Here is an 18,699-nt window from a genome sequence, read left to right as displayed (position 1 = left end):
GCTTTTTGCGTTTCACAGAGCCGAATTGAGGGGCGGCACACCGAGTGCTAGAACGAGCAGTTCGCGCCCTGAAGCACCACGCGTCCAAACTGCGCATTGTCGTCCAGCGGCGTCACGGCCAGCAGCTGATCCAGACGGATCTCCTGTGGGCCGCCTGCCGTTTCAACGCAGAGAAACTCTTCTTTGTCGCTGGACGTCCGTGTCGTCAGCGCTTTGGCCGTCAGGCTTGCGCCATCCATCAACTCGATATGCAGTCGATAACCGCGCAGGCAGGCAATCTCGAGATAGTCGTGCAGATCGCAATCCAAAGGCTGATACGTGTTCATGGCATGACTCCTGGCAAACTTGACGTTTGATGATGCAGGGTTGGCCTGCAACATAGAATCTCCCACCTATTTTGTGCAAGCCCCCGCAATCCCTGTGGGAGTGAGACCGGCTTGCCGGCGATGAGGCCCTTACAAACGCAAACAATCGCGCCCCGTGCTCAGCTGCCGCGTGACTAGACTAACCAGGGTTATCGAACGGCAGGGGCGACAACCGTGGCGCTACTCTTATGGACTCATTGATCACCGCCGCAGCGCGGGCGCTCGCGGCGGGTGATCCGCTTGGTGCGCTTGACCGGGTGGCGTTGCGTGACGATGCGCCCGCGCTCGCGTTGCGCGGCATCGCCATGGCGCAGCTCGGCGATCTGGTTCGGGCGAAAGCGCTGGTGAAAAGCGCCGCGCGCGCATTCGGGCCGAAAGAGCCGTTGGCACGGGCGCGCTGCGTGGTGGCCGAGGCCGAAATTGCGCTGGCTTCGCGTGACCTGGGCTGGCCAGTGAAGGCGCTCGAAACGGCACGCCTGACGCTTGAGGCCCACGGTGATCGAGTGAACGCCGCTCACGCGCGGTACTTGCAGATTCGGCGATGGGTGCTGATCGGTCGGCTCGACGAGGCGGACGTTCTGTTGGCCGCGCTGGATCCCGCACCGTTGCCGCCGGTGCTGCGCGCCGCCCATGAATTGGTGGTGGCGGGGATTGCCATCCGCCGCCTGCAATCGCAAACAGCCCGGCTTGCCCTGGCGAGGGCCGAACATGTCGCACGCGAGGCGGGTGTCCCGGCGCTTATCGGCGAAGTCGAAAACGCCGTTAACGTCCTGAATTCCCCGGCGGCGCGCCTGATCGCCCATGGCGAAGAGCGGCCGTTGTGGCTGGATGAAGTTGAAGCCGTGCTTGGGTCAACCGCGTTGGTGGTGGACGCCTGCCGTTATGCCGTGCGTGGCGTTGGTATGTCGGTTTCCCTCGCCAGGCGCCCGGTGTTGTTCACCCTCGCTCGGGCGTTGGCCGAAGCGTGGCCGGCGGACGTATCGAGGGAAACCCTGATCCGCCGGGCGTTCCGCCTTAAGCTGTCGGACGAGTCCCATCGAGCGCGCTTGCGTGTCGAAGTCGGGCGCTTGCGTGCGGCGCTGAAACCCTTGGCGGGCGTCATCGCCACTCAACGCGGGTTTGCGCTGGTGGCGCTGGTTTCATCTGACGTAGTGGTGTTGGCGCAACCGGTCGAAGAACGACACGCGGCGCTGTTTGCCTTGCTCGCCGACGGCGAATCCTGGTCGAGTTCGGCGCTGGCGTTGGCGCTCGACACCAGCCAGCGCACGGTGCAGCGCACACTCGACGCGCTGGCGGCGGCCGGCAAAGTGCAGCCATTCGGACGTGGCCGGGCGCGGCGCTGGATGACCCCGCCGGTACCGGGTTTCGCGACGACCTTGTTACTCCCGGCGCCACTGCCGAGTGACTAGGATGAACGCCACGAACCCCTGAAGAGGTAACCGAGATGAAACACTCAACCGCAGAAATCCTCCGCGAATATGGCCCGTTCGCCGGTGTCGACAGCGTGCATGGCGTGACCTGGGACGGTGAGCGCGTCTGGTTTGCCAGTGGCGAAAAACTCATCGCCCTCGACCCGGCCAGCGGCAAGACCCTGCGTTCAATCGACGTCAGCGCCGATGCAGGCACGGCCTTCGACGGCCAGCACCTGTTCCAGATCGCCGCCGACCGCATCCAGAAAATCGACCCGCAGACCGGCAAAGTGCTCAACACCATCCCGGCACCGGGTGGCGGCAATGATTCCGGGCTGACCTGGGCTGAGGGGACGCTGTGGGTCGGCCGCTATCGCGACCGGAAAATCCACCAGATCGACCCCGAGACCGGCGCGATTTTGCGCACGATCGAGTCCAACCGCTTCGTTACCGGCGTGACTTGGGTGGACGGGCAGCTGTGGCATGGAACGTGGGAAGGGGATGAAAGCGAGCTGCGCCGCGTGGATGCCAAAACCGGGGAAGTGCTGCACAGCATCAAGATGCCGATCGGCGTCGGCGTGTCGGGACTTGAGTCCGATGGCGGCGATCAGTTCTTCTGCGGCGGCGGTGGCAGCGGGAAGGTGAGGGCGGTGCGGCGGCCAGCGTGACGCATCACGCTGGCCATGGTGTGACCGGCCTCAAGGCGCTCCAAACAACATCGTCCAGTAAACCCCTTGGTCACTGCGAGCGTCCGTCGCGTAGGCGGCTCCCACTTGGGTGAACAACGGGCTCATCAGGTTGGCGCAATGTCCGGGGCTGGCGAGCCAGCCTGCCATTGCCTTGCTCGGTGAGCCTTGGCCTGCGGCGATGTTTTCGCCGATCTGGCGGCCACGGAATCCGGCAGCCCGCGCCCGGTCGGCAGGCATATCGCCGTCGGGATCGCGGTGTGCGAAGTAATTCCCGTAGGCCATTGCCTTGCTGTGGCCCTGCGCCGCCGCCCCGAGGCTGGCATTCCAGGCCAATGGCCGGGCGGCGGCAAAGCGCTGGCGCCCGCAGAGACGCGGTTTTGCCCGCGCGGCGTTGACCTGGGCGAGCAACGCCTTGCTGACGGCTCGCGCGTCGTTCATTTGACTGTCCAGCACCGGCCGCGCCAGTACCACTTGCCATTCGCTGCGGCTGCGGCTGACGCCGATATCGGCGTATTGGCTATCCAGCAATGCCGAGCAGTAATCGCTCTGCAGCAGGTCGAAGGCCTCTTCGGCATCTTGCGCGCCGACCACGCGCAGGCTACGCACGGTCACTGCCTGATAACCGGACGCTTTCAACCGGTCCCGCAAGCCGCCGCCGTAGCCGACCGGCAAGGCCAGATTCGATTTCAGCGCCAGCGGTGCCAAGCGTTGGGCGGGACGCCGCTCGCAGCGCTGTGGGTGGGCGCGGTAATCGTTGATGGCTTCCACCAGTTGCCGTTCCGCGCCGGCGTGGGCGGGGAGGGTGGTAATAGAAAGCAAGGTAAACAGGCACAGCGAAGTCAAGCGCAAGGCGTGGGCGGTTTGGCGCATGGAGGGACAGCTCTGAAGAGATGGCAGCGGTTAGGGGAGGAATTGGCGCCGCTGTAAGACTGGGGAGTTGAAACAAGGTTCACGGGGCAGGAGTGCATATTTACCGCCGACTTCGTGTGTCCGACAGACGTACCTTCACCGCTACATCTTCAGGTGCAAGGATTGCCGGCGATGGCGATAACACAAATGTCTTCGCGGGCAAGTCGGGTCGCCGCATCGCACGCTCCTACAGGGTTGGTGTCGTTCACAAAATTGTGTTTCAACTCAAACCCGTAGGAGCGAGGCTTGCCCGCGAAGACGGCAGCACAAACACCGACGAAATCAGCTCAGCCCTCACAACCCCCAGCCTTCACGAACAGCCGTGCGAATCCCTTCCAGCAACATGGCAAACGCCGGGTTGTCATTGTTCTCGCGCCAGATCAGATGCAACTCGCTCTGCACGCCTTCCCCCAGGTCGATATCGCGAAACACCACGTTCTTGAACACCACGCTGCTGGCGCACCGTGGCACCAGCGCCAGGCCCATGCCGGCGTTGACCAGCGCCAGAATGGTCAGCGACGAACCCAGCCACTGCACGTATTCCGGGGCGACGCGGGCCGAGCGCAGCATGCCGGTCAGCAGTTCGTTGAACGGTGGGTAGGCGGCGTGGGAGTACATTAGAAACGGTTGTGCATCGAGGTCTTTGACCGACACGGTTTCGGCGCTGGCCAATCGATGATGGCTGGGCACGGCCAGGACAAACGGCTCGCGCACCAGGCACTCGGTGGCATATCCCGGTTCCAGCAACGGCGCGCGGACGATGCCCAGGTCGATGCGGCGGGCGCGCAGGGCTTCGTGCTGTTGGTAGGTATTCATCTCCGACAGGTCGATTTTCACGTGCGGTTGCTTGAGGCGGGCTTCGGCGATGACCTTGGGCAGGAATTCATACACCGCGCTGCCGACAAAACTGATGTTGACCGTGCCGATATCGCCCTCGGCAAAACGCCGGGCGGTGGCGGCGGCTTGCTGGGCACGTTCGAGCAGGTTCTGCGCCTCGATGAAGAAGGCGCGGCCAGCGGCGGTCAGGGCGACGCTGCGGGTGGTGCGGGTGAACAGCTCGACGCCCAGGTGATGCTCCAGCAGCTGAATCTGTCGGCTGAGCGGCGGCTGGGTCATGTTCAACCGTTCGGCGGCGCGCCGGAAGTTCAGTTCGGTGGCCACCGTGGTGAAGCAGCGCAGTTGGGTCAGTTCGAACATTGATCTAATCCAGGTATCAATCGAATGCCAAGTTAGATTAGACGGGATCAATGTCGGCGTCCATGATCGGCGCGTCCCTAAAAAAACAATGAACGGGAGTCGCCCCCTTGAATACCCTCCAGAGTCCGCCCGATCCAACTGTGCTCGCCCGCGCAGCGGCCAAGGTGAAGCGCCATGTGCTGCCGCTGTTCGTGGTGATGTTCATCGTCAATTACATCGACCGGGTCAACATCGGCTTCGTGCGCAGTCACATGGAAACCGACCTCGGCATTGGCGCCGCGGCCTATGGCCTCGGTGCCGGGCTGTTCTTCATCGGTTACGCAATCTTCGAAGTCCCCTCCAACCTGCTGCTGCAACGCTACGGCGCCCGCGCCTGGCTGACGCGCATCATGTTCACCTGGGGCGCAGCGGCCATGGCCATGGCGTTCGTGCGCGGCGAAACCAGTTTCTATGTGCTGCGCTTCATCCTCGGTGCGGCCGAGGCAGGGTTCTTCCCCGGCATCATTTATTACTTCACCCAATGGTTGCCGTCGACCGAACGCGGCAAGGCCATGGCGATCTTCCTCAGCGGCTCGGCCATTGCCTCGGTGATTTCCGGGCCGGTGTCCGGTGCGCTGTTGCACGTCAGCGGTTTCAGCCTGCACGGTTGGCAGTGGATGTTCCTGATCGAAGGCTTCGCCTCGATCGTGCTCTGCGGGTTTGTCTGGTTCTGGTTGCAGTCCCATCCACGCCAGGCGAATTGGCTGAGCGAGGAAGAAAAGGACGCACTGGTGGGCGCCATCGCCCTCGAACAGCAGGCCCGCGAAGCCACGCAGACGGTCAAGCCGTCGATGTTCAAATTGCTCGCCGACAAGCAGATCGCACTGTTCTGTTTCATCTACTTTTCCATTGCCCTGACCATCTACGGCGCGACGTTCTGGCTGCCGAGCATGATCAAGAAAATGGGCAACCTCGGCGACTTCCAGGTCGGCCTGTTCAACTCGATTCCGTGGATCATTTCCATCGTCGCGATGTACGGCTTCGCCGCAATGGCCAGCAAATGGAAATACCAGCAGGCCTGGGTCGCCTTGACCCTGGTGATCGCCGCATTCGGCATGTTCATGTCCACCACTGGCGGGCCGGTTTTCGCCTTCGTCGCCATCTGTTTTGCCGCGATTGGTTTCAAGGCCGCTTCGGCGTTGTTCTGGCCTATTCCGCAAGGCTATCTGGATGCGCGCATCGCCGCGGCGGTGATCGCGTTGATCAACTCCATCGGCAACCTCGGCGGCTTCGTCGCCCCGACAGCATTCGGTTTCCTCGAACAAAAAACCGGCTCCATCGAGGGCGGTCTCTACGGGCTGGCGGCCACCTCGCTGGTGGCGGCGGTGGTGATCTTCTTTGCCCGCACCGCCCCGCGTGGTGATCCCATTCGCGTGTTGAGCGGCCAACCTGCCGACATCGCAGCGTCAGAAAAATCAGTCAGTCATCAAGCCTTGAGCTCAGGTCCAAAGGGAGCAGCCTCTTGAAAATCAAACGAGTCACCGTCACCCCCATCGCTTTCCGTGATCCGCCGCTGCTCAACGCCAGCGGGATTCATGAGCCGTTCGCACTGCGTTCGATCATCGAGATCGAGAGCGACAATGGCTACATCGGTCTCGGTGAAAGTTACGGCGATGCACCGGCGCTGTTGATCCAGCAGCAACTGCAATCGCAATTGATCGGTCTCGACCCGTTCGACCTCAATCAACTGCGGCGCATCGTCCAGGCTACCGTGGCGGCGAACAAACCGGCGAGCATTGCCGGCGCGGAACTGGCACCGGGCTCCCATGCCAGCAAAGCAGTGAGCAATGCGTATTCGGCGTTCGAAGTGGCGTTCCTGGATTTGCAGGCGCATTCGTTGAACGTGCCGTTGGTGGACTTGCTGGGCGGGGCGATTCGCGACGAGATTCCGTTCAGCGCCTACCTGTTTTTCAAGTACGCGCAGCATGTCGATTCACCCTACAAACCGGACAATTGGGGCGAGGCGCTGAACGAAGAGCAGATCGTTGCCCAGGCACGGCGGATGATCGAGGCCTACGGCTTCAAGAGCATCAAACTCAAGGCCGGCACGCTGCCGCCGGAGCACGAAGTGTCGTGCATCAAGGCGCTGAAAAAGGCCTTCCCCGGTTACCCGCTGCGCATTGACCCGAATGGCAACTGGTCATTGGAAACATCGATTCGCATGGCTGAGTTGCTGGGCGATGACCTGCAATATTATGAAGACCCGACGCCGGGCCTCGACGGCATGGCCGAGCTGCACAAACACACCGGGCTGCCGCTGGCGACCAACATGGTGGTCACCGATTTCGACGAGTTCCGGCGTAGCGTGGCGTTGAACAGCGTGCAGATTGTCCTCGCCGATCACCATTACTGGGGCGGGCTGCGCGACACGCAGGCGCTGGCGAAAATGTGCGACACCTTTGGTCTTGGCGTGTCGATGCACTCCAACTCGCACCTGGGCATCAGCCTGATGGCGATGGCGCATGTTGCGGCCGCGGTGCCCAATCTGGATTACGCCTGCGACACGCATTACCCGTGGCAGGAGCCGGATGAAGAAGTGATCAAGGGCGGCAAGCTGCCGATCGTCGATGGCTGCGTGAAAATCACGCGCGCGCCGGGGTTGGGTCTGGAACTGGATCACGATCAACTGGGCAAGCTGCATGACCAATACCTGACCTGTGGCATCCGCCAGCGCGATGACGTGAAGCAGATGCAGCGTTACAAACCGGACTGGAAGGCGGTCAAACCGCGTTTTTGAGCTCGGTCAGCAGGCGTTCTATCTGCGCCAGCTCCCAGGTGCTGAGCAGACTGACCGGGTCGGTGCCGTAACGTTGCCAATTGTCGAACAGGCCCTCGCGGCCGTCCGGGCTCTGGCAGCGTTGGCAGCGGCGCAAGTGGTTGTCGTCGACGTCGAGGGTCAGCTGCCAACCCTCGATGTCGACCTGCACCAGACCGGATGCGGAAGGTTCGCCTATCAGCCGCAGGGGACGAACCTCCAGGGCGGCGTCGCGCAATAGCTGGTAAATCTCGCGGGTGGTCAACGGTGGCACGGGTGTCTCCGGTGGCTCAGATAAAAAATCGGCAACGCCCCCGATCCTGTAGGAGGCGTAAGGCTTATGGGGAAATGATCCCATGGTCGATGGCGTATTTGACCAGCGCCGCCGGTTTGTCGATGTTGAGTTTGCGGCGGATGCTCAGGCGATGGGTTTCAACCGTGCGCACGCTGATGTCGAGGTCGCGGGCCATTTCCTTGTTGTTCATCCCCTGGGCCATTTTGTACAACACCTGGCTTTCACGCGGCGTCAGCTCGTTGTCGGTACTTTTATCAGCAATGAGCCGCTGGGCAATTTCCGCGCTGTAGAACGTGCCGCCGCTGGCAATGGCTTCGATGGCGGCGATGATTTCCCGTGACGGCGCGTTCTTCAGCACATAACCGCTGGCACCCGAACGCACGGACTCGCTCACGTATTCATAATTGTCGTACATGCTCAGCACCAGCACTTTGAGCGACGGGTACTGGCTGCGCAGCAACCGGGTCAGCTCCAGCCCGTTCATGTCCTTGAGGCTGATGTCGACCAGCAACAGGTCAGGCTGGCAGCGTCCGACCATCTCGATGGCGTCCGCGCCATTCTCGGCTTCACCCACCACTTCCAGCGGGGCCATGACGGACAGCAGCGCCTTGATCCCGTCGCGAACCAGAGAGTGATCGTCGACCAGGGCGACGCGGATCGGGGAGGGCAGGTTTATCACGGGCATTCACTCTTATTGTCTGATCAGCGTTTTGTGCCGGGCATTTTCATGGGCAGCAGCACGTCCAGCTCACTTCTTCCCGGCACCGAGATCAGCTCGAACCGGCCGCCAAAGTGCTCGACACGCTCACGGATATTACGCAGGCCGATGCCGGCATGGCCACGTTCGACCTGGGCGACGTTGAAGCCGATACCGTCATCGATCACCGTCAGCCGGATGGATTCTTCAGAACCGTGCAGGTTGATGGAAACGTTTTTTGCCTGTGCGTGGCGTTCAATGTTGGTCAGGCCTTCCTGCACAATGCGAAACAACGAAACCGCCGCGCCATCGACCAGATGGCAGTCGAATTCGTTGTCGTTGTAGGTCACGGTGAGGCCGCTGCGTTGCTCGAATTCCTCGGCAAGTTGACCGATGGCCGCCGACAGCCCCAGGGTGTCGAGCAAGGATGAGCGCAGGTCGTGGGAGAGGCTGCGCACCTCGCCAATCGCCTCGCCGAGACGTTCCGTGGCCTCTCTTAAAATACTCAACCCCTTGTCTTGTCCATTCTCCAGCACATGGCTGGCGAGTTCGAACTGGAACTTGATGGAGACGAGCACCTGACTGATGCCGTCGTGCAGCTCACGGGAAACCCGCGAGCGTTCTTCCTCCTGCAAACTGACGATTCGCTGGGTCAGGCGTTGCAGTTTTTTGTCGGCCAGACGGTGCTCGCTGACGTTCAGTGTCATGCCGCTGGCAAACACGAACAGCACCGCCACGAGCGCCACGGCGGCAATCGCCAGCATGGTTTTGCGGATGCCCTGGGCCACCTCGTCACGCGCCTGTTGGGTCGCGCGTTCGACGTCCTCAAGGTAAATGCCGGTGCCGAGCATCCAGCCCCAGCGATCCAGCATCACCACGTAGGCGAGCTTGTCGGTGACCTGGCCGGAGGACGGCTTGTTCCAGGCGTAGCGTTGAAAGCCTTCGCCCGATTGCGCACTTTTGAGCAACGCCTGAATCACCGGCAGGCCGTGCGGGTCCTTCATGTCCCACAGGTATTGGCCGACCAGTTCCGACTGCCGCGCGTGCATCAGGCTGCGACCTTCGCGGTCGTACACGAAGAAGTAGCCATTGATGCCAAAGCTGAGTTTGCGCAGTTCTTCCAGCACGCGTTGCTGGGCGTGTTCGTCACCGTGGCCGTCGTCGTACAGCGGCGCGATCAGGCTTTGCGCCATTTCCACGTAGTTTTTCAGTTCGGCGCGCTTGCTCGCCAGGATGCTGTCTTCGATCAATTGCGCCTGTTGATCACCCACCTGGCGGTTCAGGGAAATCACCAGCCCGCAGATGACAGCGATCGCCAACACCAGCGGCAAAATCCCGAGCGCGACGATTTTGTGTTTGAGCTGCATCTGGGCTCCTGTCCGGACCGGGGGAAGGCGAAGGCCGGCATCATATGCCAAAGATGCGCACGTCCAGTAGCGCTGCTGGACGGAATGACCGGACAACGCCGAATTGTAGGAGCCGGCTTGCTGGCGATGGCGGCGTGACTGATACACCGCGTCGCCTGGATCGCCAGCAAGCCGGCTCCTACAGGTTTTGCGCGTCTACGTAGAACTACGTAGAGAGCGCGTACGTAGTAACGCGGATTTATTTGTAGACGGCATGCGCGGATATTGGGCCAGCTCCGCACAGCGGACACAATTATAAAAATTACCGCCGCAGTCACAAGCTGTCGGCAGGAGACACGCTATGCCCCGTCTGGCTAAACACCTCGCCTGGTTTGCCGTGGCTGTTCTGGGAGCGTTTGCGCTGAGTGTCGTGGCCCTGCGCCGCGGCGAAGCGATCAACGCCCTCTGGATCGTAGTCGCAGCCGTTGCCATCTACCTCGTCGCATACCGCTACTACAGCCTGTTCATCGCCAACAAGGTGATGCAACTGGACCCCAATCGAGCCACTCCCGCCGTACTCAATAACGATGGTCTGGACTACGTTCCGACCAACAAACACGTACTCTTCGGTCACCACTTCGCAGCCATCGCCGGCGCAGGTCCGCTGGTCGGTCCGGTGTTGGCGGCGCAGATGGGTTACTTGCCCGGCACACTTTGGCTGATCGCCGGTGTGGTGCTGGCCGGTGCGGTTCAGGACTTCATGGTCCTGTTCATGTCCACCCGCCGCAACGGCCGCTCCCTGGGCGACATGGTCCGTGAAGAAATGGGCCGCATCCCCGGCACCATCGCGCTGTTCGGCTGCTTCCTGATCATGATCATCATCCTCGCGGTGCTGGCGCTGATCGTGGTCAAAGCCCTGGCCGAAAGCCCTTGGGGCATGTTCACGGTGATGGCGACCATCCCGATCGCGATGTTCATGGGCATCTACATGCGCTACATCCGTCCGGGTCGCATCGGTGAAATCTCGATCATCGGCGTGTTCCTGCTGCTGGGCTCGATCTGGCTGGGCGGGCAGATTGCCGCTGACCCGGTCTGGGCCAAGGCCTTCACCTTCACCGGCATTCAAATCACCTGGATGCTGATCGGCTACGGTTTCGTTGCCGCGGTACTGCCGGTGTGGCTGATTCTGGCACCGCGTGACTACCTCTCCACGTTCCTGAAAATCGGCACCATTGTGGCATTGGCGATCGGCATTCTGATCACCATGCCCGAGCTGAGAATGCCGGCACTGACCCAGTTCATCGATGGCACCGGTCCGGTGTGGAAGGGCGGTATGTTCCCGTTCCTGTTCATCACCATTGCCTGTGGCGCGGTATCGGGTTTCCACTCGCTGATCGCTTCCGGCACCACGCCGAAGCTGCTCGCCAGTGAAGGTCATGCCCGCTACATCGGTTACGGCGGCATGCTGATGGAATCCTTCGTCGCCATCATGGCCATGGTTGCGGCATCGGTGATCGATCCGGGCGTGTACTTCGCCATGAACAGCCCAGCGGCGATTGTCGGCGCGGATGCTGTTTCGGTTGCGCAGACTGTCAGCAGCTGGGGCTTTGCAATTACCCCGGAAGCGCTGCAAGCAGTGGCCAAGGACATCGGTGAAACCACCATCCTGGCCCGTGCCGGCGGTGCTCCGACCCTGGCGGTCGGTATCGCGCAGATCCTGCACCACGTCCTGCCGGGTGAAAACACCATGGCGTTCTGGTACCACTTTGCGATCCTGTTTGAAGCGCTGTTCATCCTGACCGCAGTCGATGCCGGTACCCGTGCCGGTCGCTTCATGTTGCAGGATTTGCTCGGCTCCTTCGTGCCGGCGCTGAAACGCACCGAATCCTGGACCGCCAACCTGATCGCCACCGCCGGTTGTGTGGCGATGTGGGGTTACTTGCTCTACCAAGGCGTGATCGATCCGCTGGGTGGCATCAACACCTTGTGGCCGCTGTTCGGCATCTCCAACCAGATGCTGGCCGGTATCGCGCTGATGTTGGCGACGGTTGTGCTGATCAAAATGAAGCGCCAGCGCTACGTCTGGGTGACCATGCTGCCTGCGGTCTGGCTGCTGATCTGCACCACCACCGCCGGCTTCATCAAGCTGTTCGACGCCAACCCGGCCATCGGCTTCCTCGCGCTGGCCAAGAAGTACAGCGATGCCTTGGCCAACGGTCAGGTACTCGCCCCGGCCAAGAGCATCGAGCAGATGCAGCACGTGATCTACAACGCCTACACCAATGCGACGTTGACCGCGCTGTTCCTGTTGGTGGTGTTCAGCATCCTGTTCTTTGCCCTCAAGGTCGGCATTGCCGCGTGGGGAACCAAGGAGCGCACGGATAAAGAAGCGCCATTCCAGGCCCTGCCGAATGCGTGATCGAGGAGTGCTGCATGTTCAATGACCTGAGTCGCCTTGGTAAATACCTCGGTCAGGCCGCGCGCCTGATGGTCGGCATGCCCGACTACGATACTTACGTCGAGCATATGCAGACCAAACATCCGGACAAACCGGTGATGAGTTACGAGGTGTTCTTCCGGGAACGCCAGGAAGCCCGTTACGGAAGCAAGGCCGGGCCAAAGTGCTGTTGATCCGGTTGTCGGGTTAACAGCAATCCCTGTGGGAGCTAGCCTGCTGGCGATGGCGGCTGAACATTCAACATCACTGTTGATTGACAGTCCGCCATCGCCAGCAGGCTAGCTCCCACATTGTTTTGCGCAGTAATTTTCAGGGTTTACGTTCGATGAGGGTTCGCCCCGGTTCATTGCGGCATACAAGCTTGTCCCGATAGTTGTCACACAGCGATTTCAGCACATCACTCGCGCAAGCCCCGCTGATCCGCCGATCAATCGCAAAACCCGCCACGTCGCCCTTCAGTTGAATGTCCACCCCCGACACCGTCTCCAATCGCTGCTTGATCGCTGCTTGATCGGTGCTTCTGCTGTTTGCACCGCCTCGCGGAACATTGAACTGTGCAAATGGCCGCACGTCCAAGCCATTAAGCCGGTTTGAGCATTTCAATGTTTCTGGAGGCGGGTGATGTCGAGGCGGGCGCTGATTCGGTTTTTTGCGGTTTATCTGTCCGCTTTCCTGGTGTTCGGATTGGGCGTGGCCGCGGCGTCTCCCTGGATTGCCACTCACATTCTTCTGAAGTGGATGCTATAACCCGGCACTCGCCTCGACGCCAACGGACAGACACATGATTGAAGAGGGACTTTCGCTACTGATCGATTACGGCACTTATCTGCTGCCCGGTTTTAGCCTCTGTGCTCTCTGGTTCTGGCTGACGCCGAAGACGCAACCCGGTTTGCGTATTGCGATCCTGCTGCTGACCTTCGTCCTGCTGCGCGATGTGATGACACCGCTGCGTTTATGGTCCCTGAGTGGCGATGTGCAGATCGGCTTTGTTGCGAATCCGTTTGTCCTGGCCGTGCTGGGTGCGCTGTCGCTGGCGATCGTCGCCGCGCTGGCAAGGATCGCCCCGCAGCTTTGGCAACTCGTCGTCTGGAAGAAGGGCAATCTGGCCGCAGGGCTTGCGCTGGGTGTTGCGGCCGGGTGTGCGATCGGCGTTCCGCTGCGGCTCTATCAAGGCATCGGTGTAGGCGAAATAGCCGGTTACTGGCCCTGGTTGATGGGCATGGTCGTGCTGGCCTACGGCGGGAATGCGTTGGAAGAAGTGCTGTTTCGCGGGTTCCTGCAAGGTCACCTCGAACACCACACCTCTGCGATACGAGCCGCCTTGATCAGCGCTGTCGCGTTCTCGGCCAGCCATTCGTTTCTGGCACTGAGCGTCACCCGGATTGGCTGGCCGATTCTACTGTTCACGTTGCTGGAGGGGTTGGTCTGTGCTTTCGTCCGCATGCGCTACGGCGTGATCGCCGCCACCGCTGCACACGGGACGGCGATATTGCTCATCGCCGTTCCCATGTGATTGATCAGCATTGGGGGTTGCTCAGGGGTTGCAGATTTCGGCTCGGTGCTCAAGCGAGTCTTTTCGGTTGAGCGACAGCAGCCAGATCAGCGGCAACTGCGCAAGGATCGCAGTCACAACACCAGCCCAGGGCGTGAGAGCCATTTGCCCATTGTCGACCAGGGCACTGCCGCTGGTTTCGCCCAAGGCTATACCGAGGTTGAAGGCCGAAATGTTCAGCGCCGAAGCGAACGCCACGGCGTGCGGGGTATAGCGTTCGGCGGTGGCCAGCATGCCGGCCTGGGCGGCGGGAGAGAGACCGAAGGCCAGCGCGCCCCAGAAAAACAGCATCACTACCATCGGCAGTTGATAGGGCAACAGCAGTGCGACCGCCGCCAGCACGAGTGTCAGTAGCACAAAGATCATTCGCAGCGCCGATTGCCAGCCCATCGAGGCCGCGAGTCGGCCCCCGACCAGATTGCCGACCAGGGTCGCAACACCGAATACGACCAACAACAAACTGGCGGTCGCGGTGGAAAAGCCGCTGATGTCGGTGAGGATCGGGGTGATAAAGGTGAAGGCGGCAAAGCTTGAACCAAAACCCAGCACGGTCACGGCCATCATCGCCAGAATGGCCGGGTGCCTGAGTGCCGCCAGCTGAGTGAGAGCTTTGCCCGACGGCGGCGTCGGTACGTTCGGCAACCACCGCGCACAGGCTATCAAGGCCAGGGCAGCCAGCAGCGCGACCGCATAAAACGGCAGCCGCCACCCCATCGCGTTACCCAGGATGCTGCCAATCGGCACACCGATGACCATCGCCAGCGTCAGGCCGGCGAACATCACGGCAATGGCTTTGCTTGCCTGTCCCTTTGGCGCCAGGCTGGCGGCGACGGTGGCACCGATGGCAAAAAAGCTGCCATGGGCAAGCGCGGTGATGATGCGTCCTGCCAGTAACCAAGGGTAATCGGTGGAGAGCGCTGCCAGCAGATTCCCGCCCAGAAACAACGCAATCAACGCCAGCAGCACCGGTTTGCGCGGCAGGCGCGCCAGTGCCAGAACGGTCAGCGGCGTGCCCAGTGCCAGCGCCAATGCGTACAGCCCGACCAGGCTCCCCGCACGCGCCAGTGGGATGTCGAGGTCAGAGGCGATAGCCGGGAGAATGCCGACGACAATGAACTCGGCCATTCCGATAGCGAAAGCGGTCACCGCCAGCGCCACCACGCCAGGGTGAATACGTTGCGTGCTCGGGTTCATGGACGACCCGCTGCCTGCAGGGCAATCACCTGATCCGCCTCGACGGTCGCCCCGGCAACGCCAACGGCGCCGATGACCTTGCCGTGTTCATCACGCAGCACCACGCCACCGCCAAAGCTGATCAGGCCGCCGTTGGTAGCCTCCAGCGAGTAAATGGCTCCGCCCGGTTGCGCTTCCATACCCAGTTCGGCGCTGTCGGTGCGAAACAACGCAGCCGTGCGTGCTTTTTTCAGCGAAACATCGATGGCGCCTGGGACGGCGTCATCCATGCGCACGAAATGGCGCAGAAGTCCGGCATCGTCGACCACGCTGATGCAGACGGCGAAACCCTGATCACGCGCCTGCGCTTGTGCACGGTTAATGACCTGCTGGGACAATTGCTCAAACATTCGGGACTCCATTGAGTAAAACGACAGGACCGCGATGATCCCGACGATTGCTGTTCAAGGGAATATGCCCCAGGCCATTGGCGGCTAAAGTTTGAGCATGTCGAACATTTCGCGCATGGCGTGGTTCGCCAACGTGCACAACGCTGTCTTGGGCAGGCGTGAGGCGGGCGCGGCAACACCGAGCGCCGCCACCACGCGACCTTGCAAACGCAGGGGCAGGGCGACGCAGTTAAGCCCCGGCTCGGCTTCTTCAAGGTCTAACGCATAGCCATGGGTGACGATACCGGCCAACTCGATTTCCAGTTCCGCAGGCAGCAAGTCCGCTCGACGCAGGCTGCGCCGCAGGTCCTCGTCAAAGGCCAGGAATATTTTACCGATGGCCGAGGTGGTCAGCCCGGCGCGACGCCCGCGCGGGCTTGCAACACGCAAGTTGCCGCTGCCTTCCAGGGCATCCATGTAGAGGTATTCGCGGGTGCCACAGGGCGCTGCGAGGAAACAGGTTTCGCCACTGCGTTCGGCCAGCGTGCGCAGCGCAGGGGCAAAGGCTTCACGCAGCAACGCATCGGCGTCGTTCAACGGTTGAGCGATTTCGCGCAGGCGCAAACCCAACGCATAGTGGGTGCCACGGCGGGCAATGTAGCCCATGGCGGCCAGTGTATTGAGCAGGCCGTGCAAGGTGCTCTTGTGCAGTCCGGATTGCGCCGCAAGGTCCACCAAGCGGATTTCGCCCCCTGCCGCTGCGATGGTTTCAAGGATCATCATCGCGCGCTCGACGGACTGTATGCCTTTGTTCTCGTTGATCATGTGAAAGACGTTCGTTGGCCAGTAATGAGTCTGAGGTCCACGAGGCATAGTGCCTCGTGGTTCGGTGAATGCCCATGAGTCGCAGGATTATCCACGCTGACAGGATTGGGCAGCCGTCCTGATCATCCGGGGGGCTTGATGCTGGCGTGAAGGTGGCCGGAGCGATTGGCGGGGAAAGTTTGATGATGTCGGAGTTTAGCGCGGGTGATTGTCTGCGCCGGTCGCAAAACGCCCGCAGCACGCAGAGCAATTGTGGGAGCGAACAGGCTCGCTCCCACAGGAATTGGCGTTCTTCAACGCCTATTGCGATCAGACCTCGCTGATATTGACCCAGCGCTGTTCCCGCGCCGCCAGGCGAATCGCCGTCGCCAGTCGCTCCACTTCAAAGGCTTGCTCGAAATCGGTGCCGGCTTGTCCGTGGCCCGCCAAGGCCATGATCAGCTCATGCACTTCCAGCGTCTTCAACTCGTTGTAGCCCAACTGATGCCCCGGCGCTGGACTGAACGCTGCGTAACCGGGCAAGTCCGGTCCGGCGAGTAAACGCTGGAAACCGTCCTGGCCGGCGCGGCACAGGCGTAACTCATTCAAACGCTCCTGATCGAACGCCAGGGTACCTCGGGTACCGCTGATCTCGAAGCTCAGATGATTCTTGTAGCCGTGCTTGAGCCAACTGCTGCTGAAGGTGCCACGGGCGCCGCTGGCAAAGCGCAGCAAGGCATGGGCTTGATCGTCGACAGCAATGCTGCGTTGATCCTGGCTACCGGCCGTGACCGGGCGCTGGTGGTGCACGGTCTGGGAGTCGGCGCACACCGCTTCGACATTACCCAGCAGATGGCGCGCCATGGCGAGCAAGTGGCTGCCCAGATCCGCCAACGCCCCGCCGGCATGCCCGGCCTCACAGCGCCACGACCAGGGGGACGCTGGATCGGCCATGAAATCTTCGCTGAATTCGCCCTGAAAACTGATGATCTCGCCGAGTTCGCCGCTCAGAATCAATTCACGTGCCAGGCCAATGATCGGGTTGTGCTGGTAGTTGTAGCCGACACGGGTGACCACCCCGGCATCCTTGGCCGCCACGTGCATGGCATTCGCCTGTTCAAGGTTTACCGCCAGCGGTTTTTCGCAGTACACCGCCTTGCCGGCGGCAAGAGCGGCCATGGCCATCGGGTAGTGCAGATGGTTGGGGGTGGTGATGGCGATCAGGTTGACCTTGGGGTCGTCGATCAATTGCTGCCAGTCGCCATGGGCCTGCTCAAAGCCCCAGGCAGTGGCGCATGCTTGCGCACGAACGGGATCGGCGTCGGCCAGGGCGGCGAGGCGAAGCGTGAAGGGCAGTTCGAATGCCGCACTGACGTTGCGAAAGGCCAGGGCATGGGCACGGCCCATGAAACCCGTGCCGATAAGTCCGATTCCGAGTTCGCGCATGACAGGATCCTTTGGATTCTTGTTTTCAGAGATCCAATTTATAGAATAAATATTCTCTTGTTTCAATTTTTAGAATAAATATTTACACGTGATCGCTGAGTCGCCGTATGCGGAACCGTAACACCTGTGTCCGGGTCAGTCGTCGAACCCGACCTGTTCGTGAATCTCATCGACCTTCAACTCCAGTCGATAGGCCACGGCGATAAACAGCGCCTGACACAGGCACAGGGTCGCACTCAATGAACGGAACGCAAACGAACTGCCTTCGTTGACCAGCAGCAGGGTGTTGGCGCGCTTGGCCAGGGGCGAGAGATTGCTGTCGGTGATGATCAGGGTTTTCGCCTGATGATGCTGGGCGATGCGCAGGCAGTGCTGGGTTTCCTTGCCGTATGGCGTGAAGCTGATGGCGATCACCAGGTCATTGGCGCGGACGCTGCGCATCTGCTCGCGGTAGCTGCCGCCGAGCCCAGACACCAAATGAATGCGCTTGTTGGTGTGTTGCAGGTTGTAGACCAGGTAATCGGCTACCGCGAACGAACGACGCACGCCGACCACGTAGATGTTGTCGGCGTTGACCACCAGGTCCACGGCCTTGTCGAAGGCCTGGTCATCGAGTTCCAGCCCCAGTCGCTCGATGCCCGACAGGGTCGCGTCGATGCACTCGCGCGCCAGGTCGCCGCCGCTGGCTTTCTGCGACTTGTTGGCGATCATGCTGCGAATGCGCTGCTGGTAGTTCTGTACCGGCGTGGTTTTGTGGGTATACGCCTCGCGGAACAATGCCTGCATTTCGCTGAAACCGCTGAAGCCGAAACGCTGGGAAAACCGCACGATGGCCGACGGATGCACTTCGCACTCGCGGGCGATGTCGCTGATGCGGTCGACCATGATCCGGTCGCTCTGCTGGCTCATGTAACTGGCAATGCGTTTGAGCTGGCGCGGCAGGCTTTCGTATTCATTGGTGATCAGCTGCAGCAGGCGCTCGGCATTGATCGGGGGGCTGACAAGATCGCTCTCGGGCGTGCTCTCGGTCGTATCCGGCTGATCGGTGCGGGACATAAGGAATCCTTCTGGCTTGTTCTTGGCTTGTACTTACTAGCGACGATGTTTCACCGCGTCCCAGGACAATAGGTTGGCTGTGCGCAGTCTACAGGGTAGGCCCGAACAAAATCATGAGCT

General features: G+C 61.3%; 19 protein-coding genes. 7 read left to right on the top strand and 12 right to left on the bottom strand.

Features of this window, described 5'->3' with window-relative positions:
* Nucleotides 1–47: 47 nt before the first annotated feature.
* A complete protein-coding gene (locus KGA82_RS01490; RefSeq protein ID WP_223449435.1) occupies nt 48–326 on the bottom strand; it encodes a Rho-binding antiterminator in 279 nt (92 codons plus the stop codon).
* A gap of 227 nt (nt 327–553) precedes the next feature.
* Here KGA82_RS01490 and KGA82_RS01485 point away from each other — a divergent pair, with 227 nt between their 5' ends.
* Complete coding sequence (locus KGA82_RS01485; RefSeq protein WP_192228371.1) at nt 554–1,774, top strand: helix-turn-helix domain-containing protein; 1,221 nt, start codon at nt 554–556, stop codon at nt 1,772–1,774.
* Between the two features lie 35 nt (nt 1,775–1,809).
* On the top strand, nt 1,810–2,442 hold the full coding sequence (locus KGA82_RS01480) for a glutaminyl-peptide cyclotransferase (RefSeq protein WP_223449434.1): 633 nt from the start codon (nt 1,810–1,812) through the stop codon (nt 2,440–2,442).
* 30 nt (nt 2,443–2,472) lie between these two features.
* On the opposite strand, the gene KGA82_RS01475 is transcribed toward KGA82_RS01480, so the two are convergent.
* Together KGA82_RS01475 and KGA82_RS01470 are read right to left on the bottom strand one after the other, a co-directional pair.
* Nucleotides 2,473–3,333, bottom strand: coding sequence for a CAP domain-containing protein (locus KGA82_RS01475; RefSeq protein ID WP_008033859.1), 861 nt, complete (start codon nt 3,331–3,333; stop codon nt 2,473–2,475).
* A gap of 333 nt (nt 3,334–3,666) precedes the next feature.
* Nucleotides 3,667–4,569, bottom strand: coding sequence for a LysR substrate-binding domain-containing protein (locus KGA82_RS01470; protein WP_008033861.1), 903 nt, complete (start codon nt 4,567–4,569; stop codon nt 3,667–3,669).
* 107 nt (nt 4,570–4,676) lie between these two features.
* Here KGA82_RS01470 and KGA82_RS01465 point away from each other — a divergent pair, with 107 nt between their 5' ends.
* Entirely contained in the window at nt 4,677–6,074 is a 1,398-nt protein-coding gene (locus KGA82_RS01465) for an MFS transporter (protein WP_223449433.1), read from the top strand.
* Complete coding sequence (locus tag KGA82_RS01460; protein WP_223449432.1) at nt 6,071–7,345, top strand: glucarate dehydratase family protein; 1,275 nt, start codon at nt 6,071–6,073, stop codon at nt 7,343–7,345. Before KGA82_RS01465 ends, KGA82_RS01460 begins: the two co-directional genes overlap by 4 nt.
* Here the strand turns inward: KGA82_RS01460 and KGA82_RS01455 are convergent.
* The 3 genes from KGA82_RS01455 to KGA82_RS01445 form a co-directional block, all read right to left on the bottom strand.
* Nucleotides 7,329–7,637: a hypothetical protein gene (locus tag KGA82_RS01455; RefSeq protein WP_223413714.1), complete on the bottom strand. Its 309-nt coding sequence runs from the start codon at nt 7,635–7,637 to the stop codon at nt 7,329–7,331. The two genes, KGA82_RS01460 and KGA82_RS01455, sit on opposite strands and share 17 nt — an antisense overlap.
* A gap of 64 nt (nt 7,638–7,701) precedes the next feature.
* Complete coding sequence (locus tag KGA82_RS01450; protein ID WP_017339266.1) at nt 7,702–8,334, bottom strand: response regulator; 633 nt, start codon at nt 8,332–8,334, stop codon at nt 7,702–7,704.
* A gap of 26 nt (nt 8,335–8,360) precedes the next feature.
* Nucleotides 8,361–9,722, bottom strand: a complete 1,362-nt coding sequence (locus KGA82_RS01445) for a cache domain-containing protein (RefSeq protein WP_192228366.1) — start codon at nt 9,720–9,722, stop codon at nt 8,361–8,363.
* Nucleotides 9,723–10,062: 340 nt separating this feature from the next.
* Here KGA82_RS01445 and KGA82_RS01440 point away from each other — a divergent pair, with 340 nt between their 5' ends.
* Together KGA82_RS01440 and KGA82_RS01435 are read left to right on the top strand one after the other, a co-directional pair.
* Nucleotides 10,063–12,120 (top strand): carbon starvation CstA family protein, encoded by a 2,058-nt coding sequence (locus KGA82_RS01440; RefSeq protein WP_008024713.1) that lies wholly within the window; start codon nt 10,063–10,065, stop codon nt 12,118–12,120.
* A 14-nt stretch (nt 12,121–12,134) separates the two neighbouring features.
* Nucleotides 12,135–12,332, top strand: a complete 198-nt coding sequence (locus tag KGA82_RS01435) for a YbdD/YjiX family protein (RefSeq protein WP_007900300.1) — start codon at nt 12,135–12,137, stop codon at nt 12,330–12,332.
* A 136-nt stretch (nt 12,333–12,468) separates the two neighbouring features.
* Here KGA82_RS01435 and KGA82_RS01430 read toward each other — a convergent pair whose 3' ends face one another.
* Nucleotides 12,469–12,630 carry a hypothetical protein gene (locus tag KGA82_RS01430; protein ID WP_223449431.1) on the bottom strand — a complete coding sequence of 54 codons (162 nt, stop codon included), beginning with the start codon at nt 12,628–12,630 and terminating at the stop codon, nt 12,469–12,471.
* A gap of 310 nt (nt 12,631–12,940) precedes the next feature.
* On the opposite strand from KGA82_RS01430, the gene KGA82_RS01425 reads away from it, so the two are divergent.
* Entirely contained in the window at nt 12,941–13,672 is a 732-nt protein-coding gene (locus KGA82_RS01425; RefSeq protein ID WP_223449430.1) for a CPBP family intramembrane glutamic endopeptidase, read from the top strand.
* A 21-nt stretch (nt 13,673–13,693) separates the two neighbouring features.
* On the opposite strand, the gene KGA82_RS01420 is transcribed toward KGA82_RS01425, so the two are convergent.
* From KGA82_RS01420 to KGA82_RS01400, 5 genes are all read right to left on the bottom strand, one after another.
* Complete coding sequence (locus tag KGA82_RS01420) at nt 13,694–14,905, bottom strand: MFS transporter (RefSeq protein WP_223449429.1); 1,212 nt, start codon at nt 14,903–14,905, stop codon at nt 13,694–13,696.
* Entirely contained in the window at nt 14,902–15,294 is a 393-nt protein-coding gene (locus tag KGA82_RS01415; RefSeq protein ID WP_008039127.1) for a GlcG/HbpS family heme-binding protein, read from the bottom strand. The genes KGA82_RS01420 and KGA82_RS01415 overlap by 4 nt, the downstream gene beginning before the upstream one ends.
* 84 nt (nt 15,295–15,378) lie before the next feature.
* Nucleotides 15,379–16,098 carry an IclR family transcriptional regulator gene (locus KGA82_RS01410; RefSeq protein WP_223449428.1) on the bottom strand — a complete coding sequence of 240 codons (720 nt, stop codon included), beginning with the start codon at nt 16,096–16,098 and terminating at the stop codon, nt 15,379–15,381.
* Nucleotides 16,099–16,407: 309 nt separating this feature from the next.
* Entirely contained in the window at nt 16,408–17,523 is a 1,116-nt protein-coding gene (locus tag KGA82_RS01405; RefSeq protein WP_223449427.1) for a Gfo/Idh/MocA family protein, read from the bottom strand.
* 135 nt (nt 17,524–17,658) lie between these two features.
* Nucleotides 17,659–18,579 carry a MurR/RpiR family transcriptional regulator gene (locus KGA82_RS01400; RefSeq protein ID WP_008039123.1) on the bottom strand — a complete coding sequence of 307 codons (921 nt, stop codon included), beginning with the start codon at nt 18,577–18,579 and terminating at the stop codon, nt 17,659–17,661.
* Between the last annotated feature and the right edge of the window lie 120 nt (nt 18,580–18,699).

The organism is Pseudomonas sp. BF-RE-22, assembly GCF_019956155.1.
Classification (GTDB): Bacteria; Pseudomonadota; Gammaproteobacteria; order Pseudomonadales; family Pseudomonadaceae; genus Aquipseudomonas; species Aquipseudomonas migulae.
Note: the sequence above shows the minus strand (reverse complement) of the source record. Positions and strands in the feature narration are given on the sequence as shown.

Excerpts from the sequence above, each read along its gene's own strand:
- KGA82_RS01490 (WP_223449435.1), bottom strand. The coding sequence starts at position 326 with ATGAACACGTATCAGCCTTTGGATTGCGATCTGCACGACTATCTCGAG.
- KGA82_RS01485 (WP_192228371.1), top strand. The coding sequence starts at position 554 with ATGGACTCATTGATCACCGCCGCAGCGCGGGCGCTCGCGGCGGGTGAT.
- KGA82_RS01480 (WP_223449434.1), top strand. The coding sequence starts at position 1,810 with ATGAAACACTCAACCGCAGAAATCCTCCGCGAATATGGCCCGTTCGCC.
- KGA82_RS01475 (WP_008033859.1), bottom strand. The coding sequence starts at position 3,333 with ATGCGCCAAACCGCCCACGCCTTGCGCTTGACTTCGCTGTGCCTGTTT.
- KGA82_RS01470 (WP_008033861.1), bottom strand. The coding sequence starts at position 4,569 with ATGTTCGAACTGACCCAACTGCGCTGCTTCACCACGGTGGCCACCGAA.
- KGA82_RS01445 (WP_192228366.1), bottom strand. The coding sequence starts at position 9,722 with ATGCAGCTCAAACACAAAATCGTCGCGCTCGGGATTTTGCCGCTGGTG.
- KGA82_RS01440 (WP_008024713.1), top strand. The coding sequence starts at position 10,063 with ATGCCCCGTCTGGCTAAACACCTCGCCTGGTTTGCCGTGGCTGTTCTG.
- KGA82_RS01435 (WP_007900300.1), top strand. The coding sequence starts at position 12,135 with ATGTTCAATGACCTGAGTCGCCTTGGTAAATACCTCGGTCAGGCCGCG.
- KGA82_RS01425 (WP_223449430.1), top strand. The coding sequence starts at position 12,941 with ATGATTGAAGAGGGACTTTCGCTACTGATCGATTACGGCACTTATCTG.
- KGA82_RS01420 (WP_223449429.1), bottom strand. The coding sequence starts at position 14,905 with ATGAACCCGAGCACGCAACGTATTCACCCTGGCGTGGTGGCGCTGGCG.
- KGA82_RS01415 (WP_008039127.1), bottom strand. The coding sequence starts at position 15,294 with ATGTTTGAGCAATTGTCCCAGCAGGTCATTAACCGTGCACAAGCGCAG.
- KGA82_RS01410 (WP_223449428.1), bottom strand. The coding sequence starts at position 16,098 with ATGATCAACGAGAACAAAGGCATACAGTCCGTCGAGCGCGCGATGATG.
- KGA82_RS01405 (WP_223449427.1), bottom strand. The coding sequence starts at position 17,523 with ATGCGCGAACTCGGAATCGGACTTATCGGCACGGGTTTCATGGGCCGT.
- KGA82_RS01400 (WP_008039123.1), bottom strand. The coding sequence starts at position 18,579 with ATGTCCCGCACCGATCAGCCGGATACGACCGAGAGCACGCCCGAGAGC.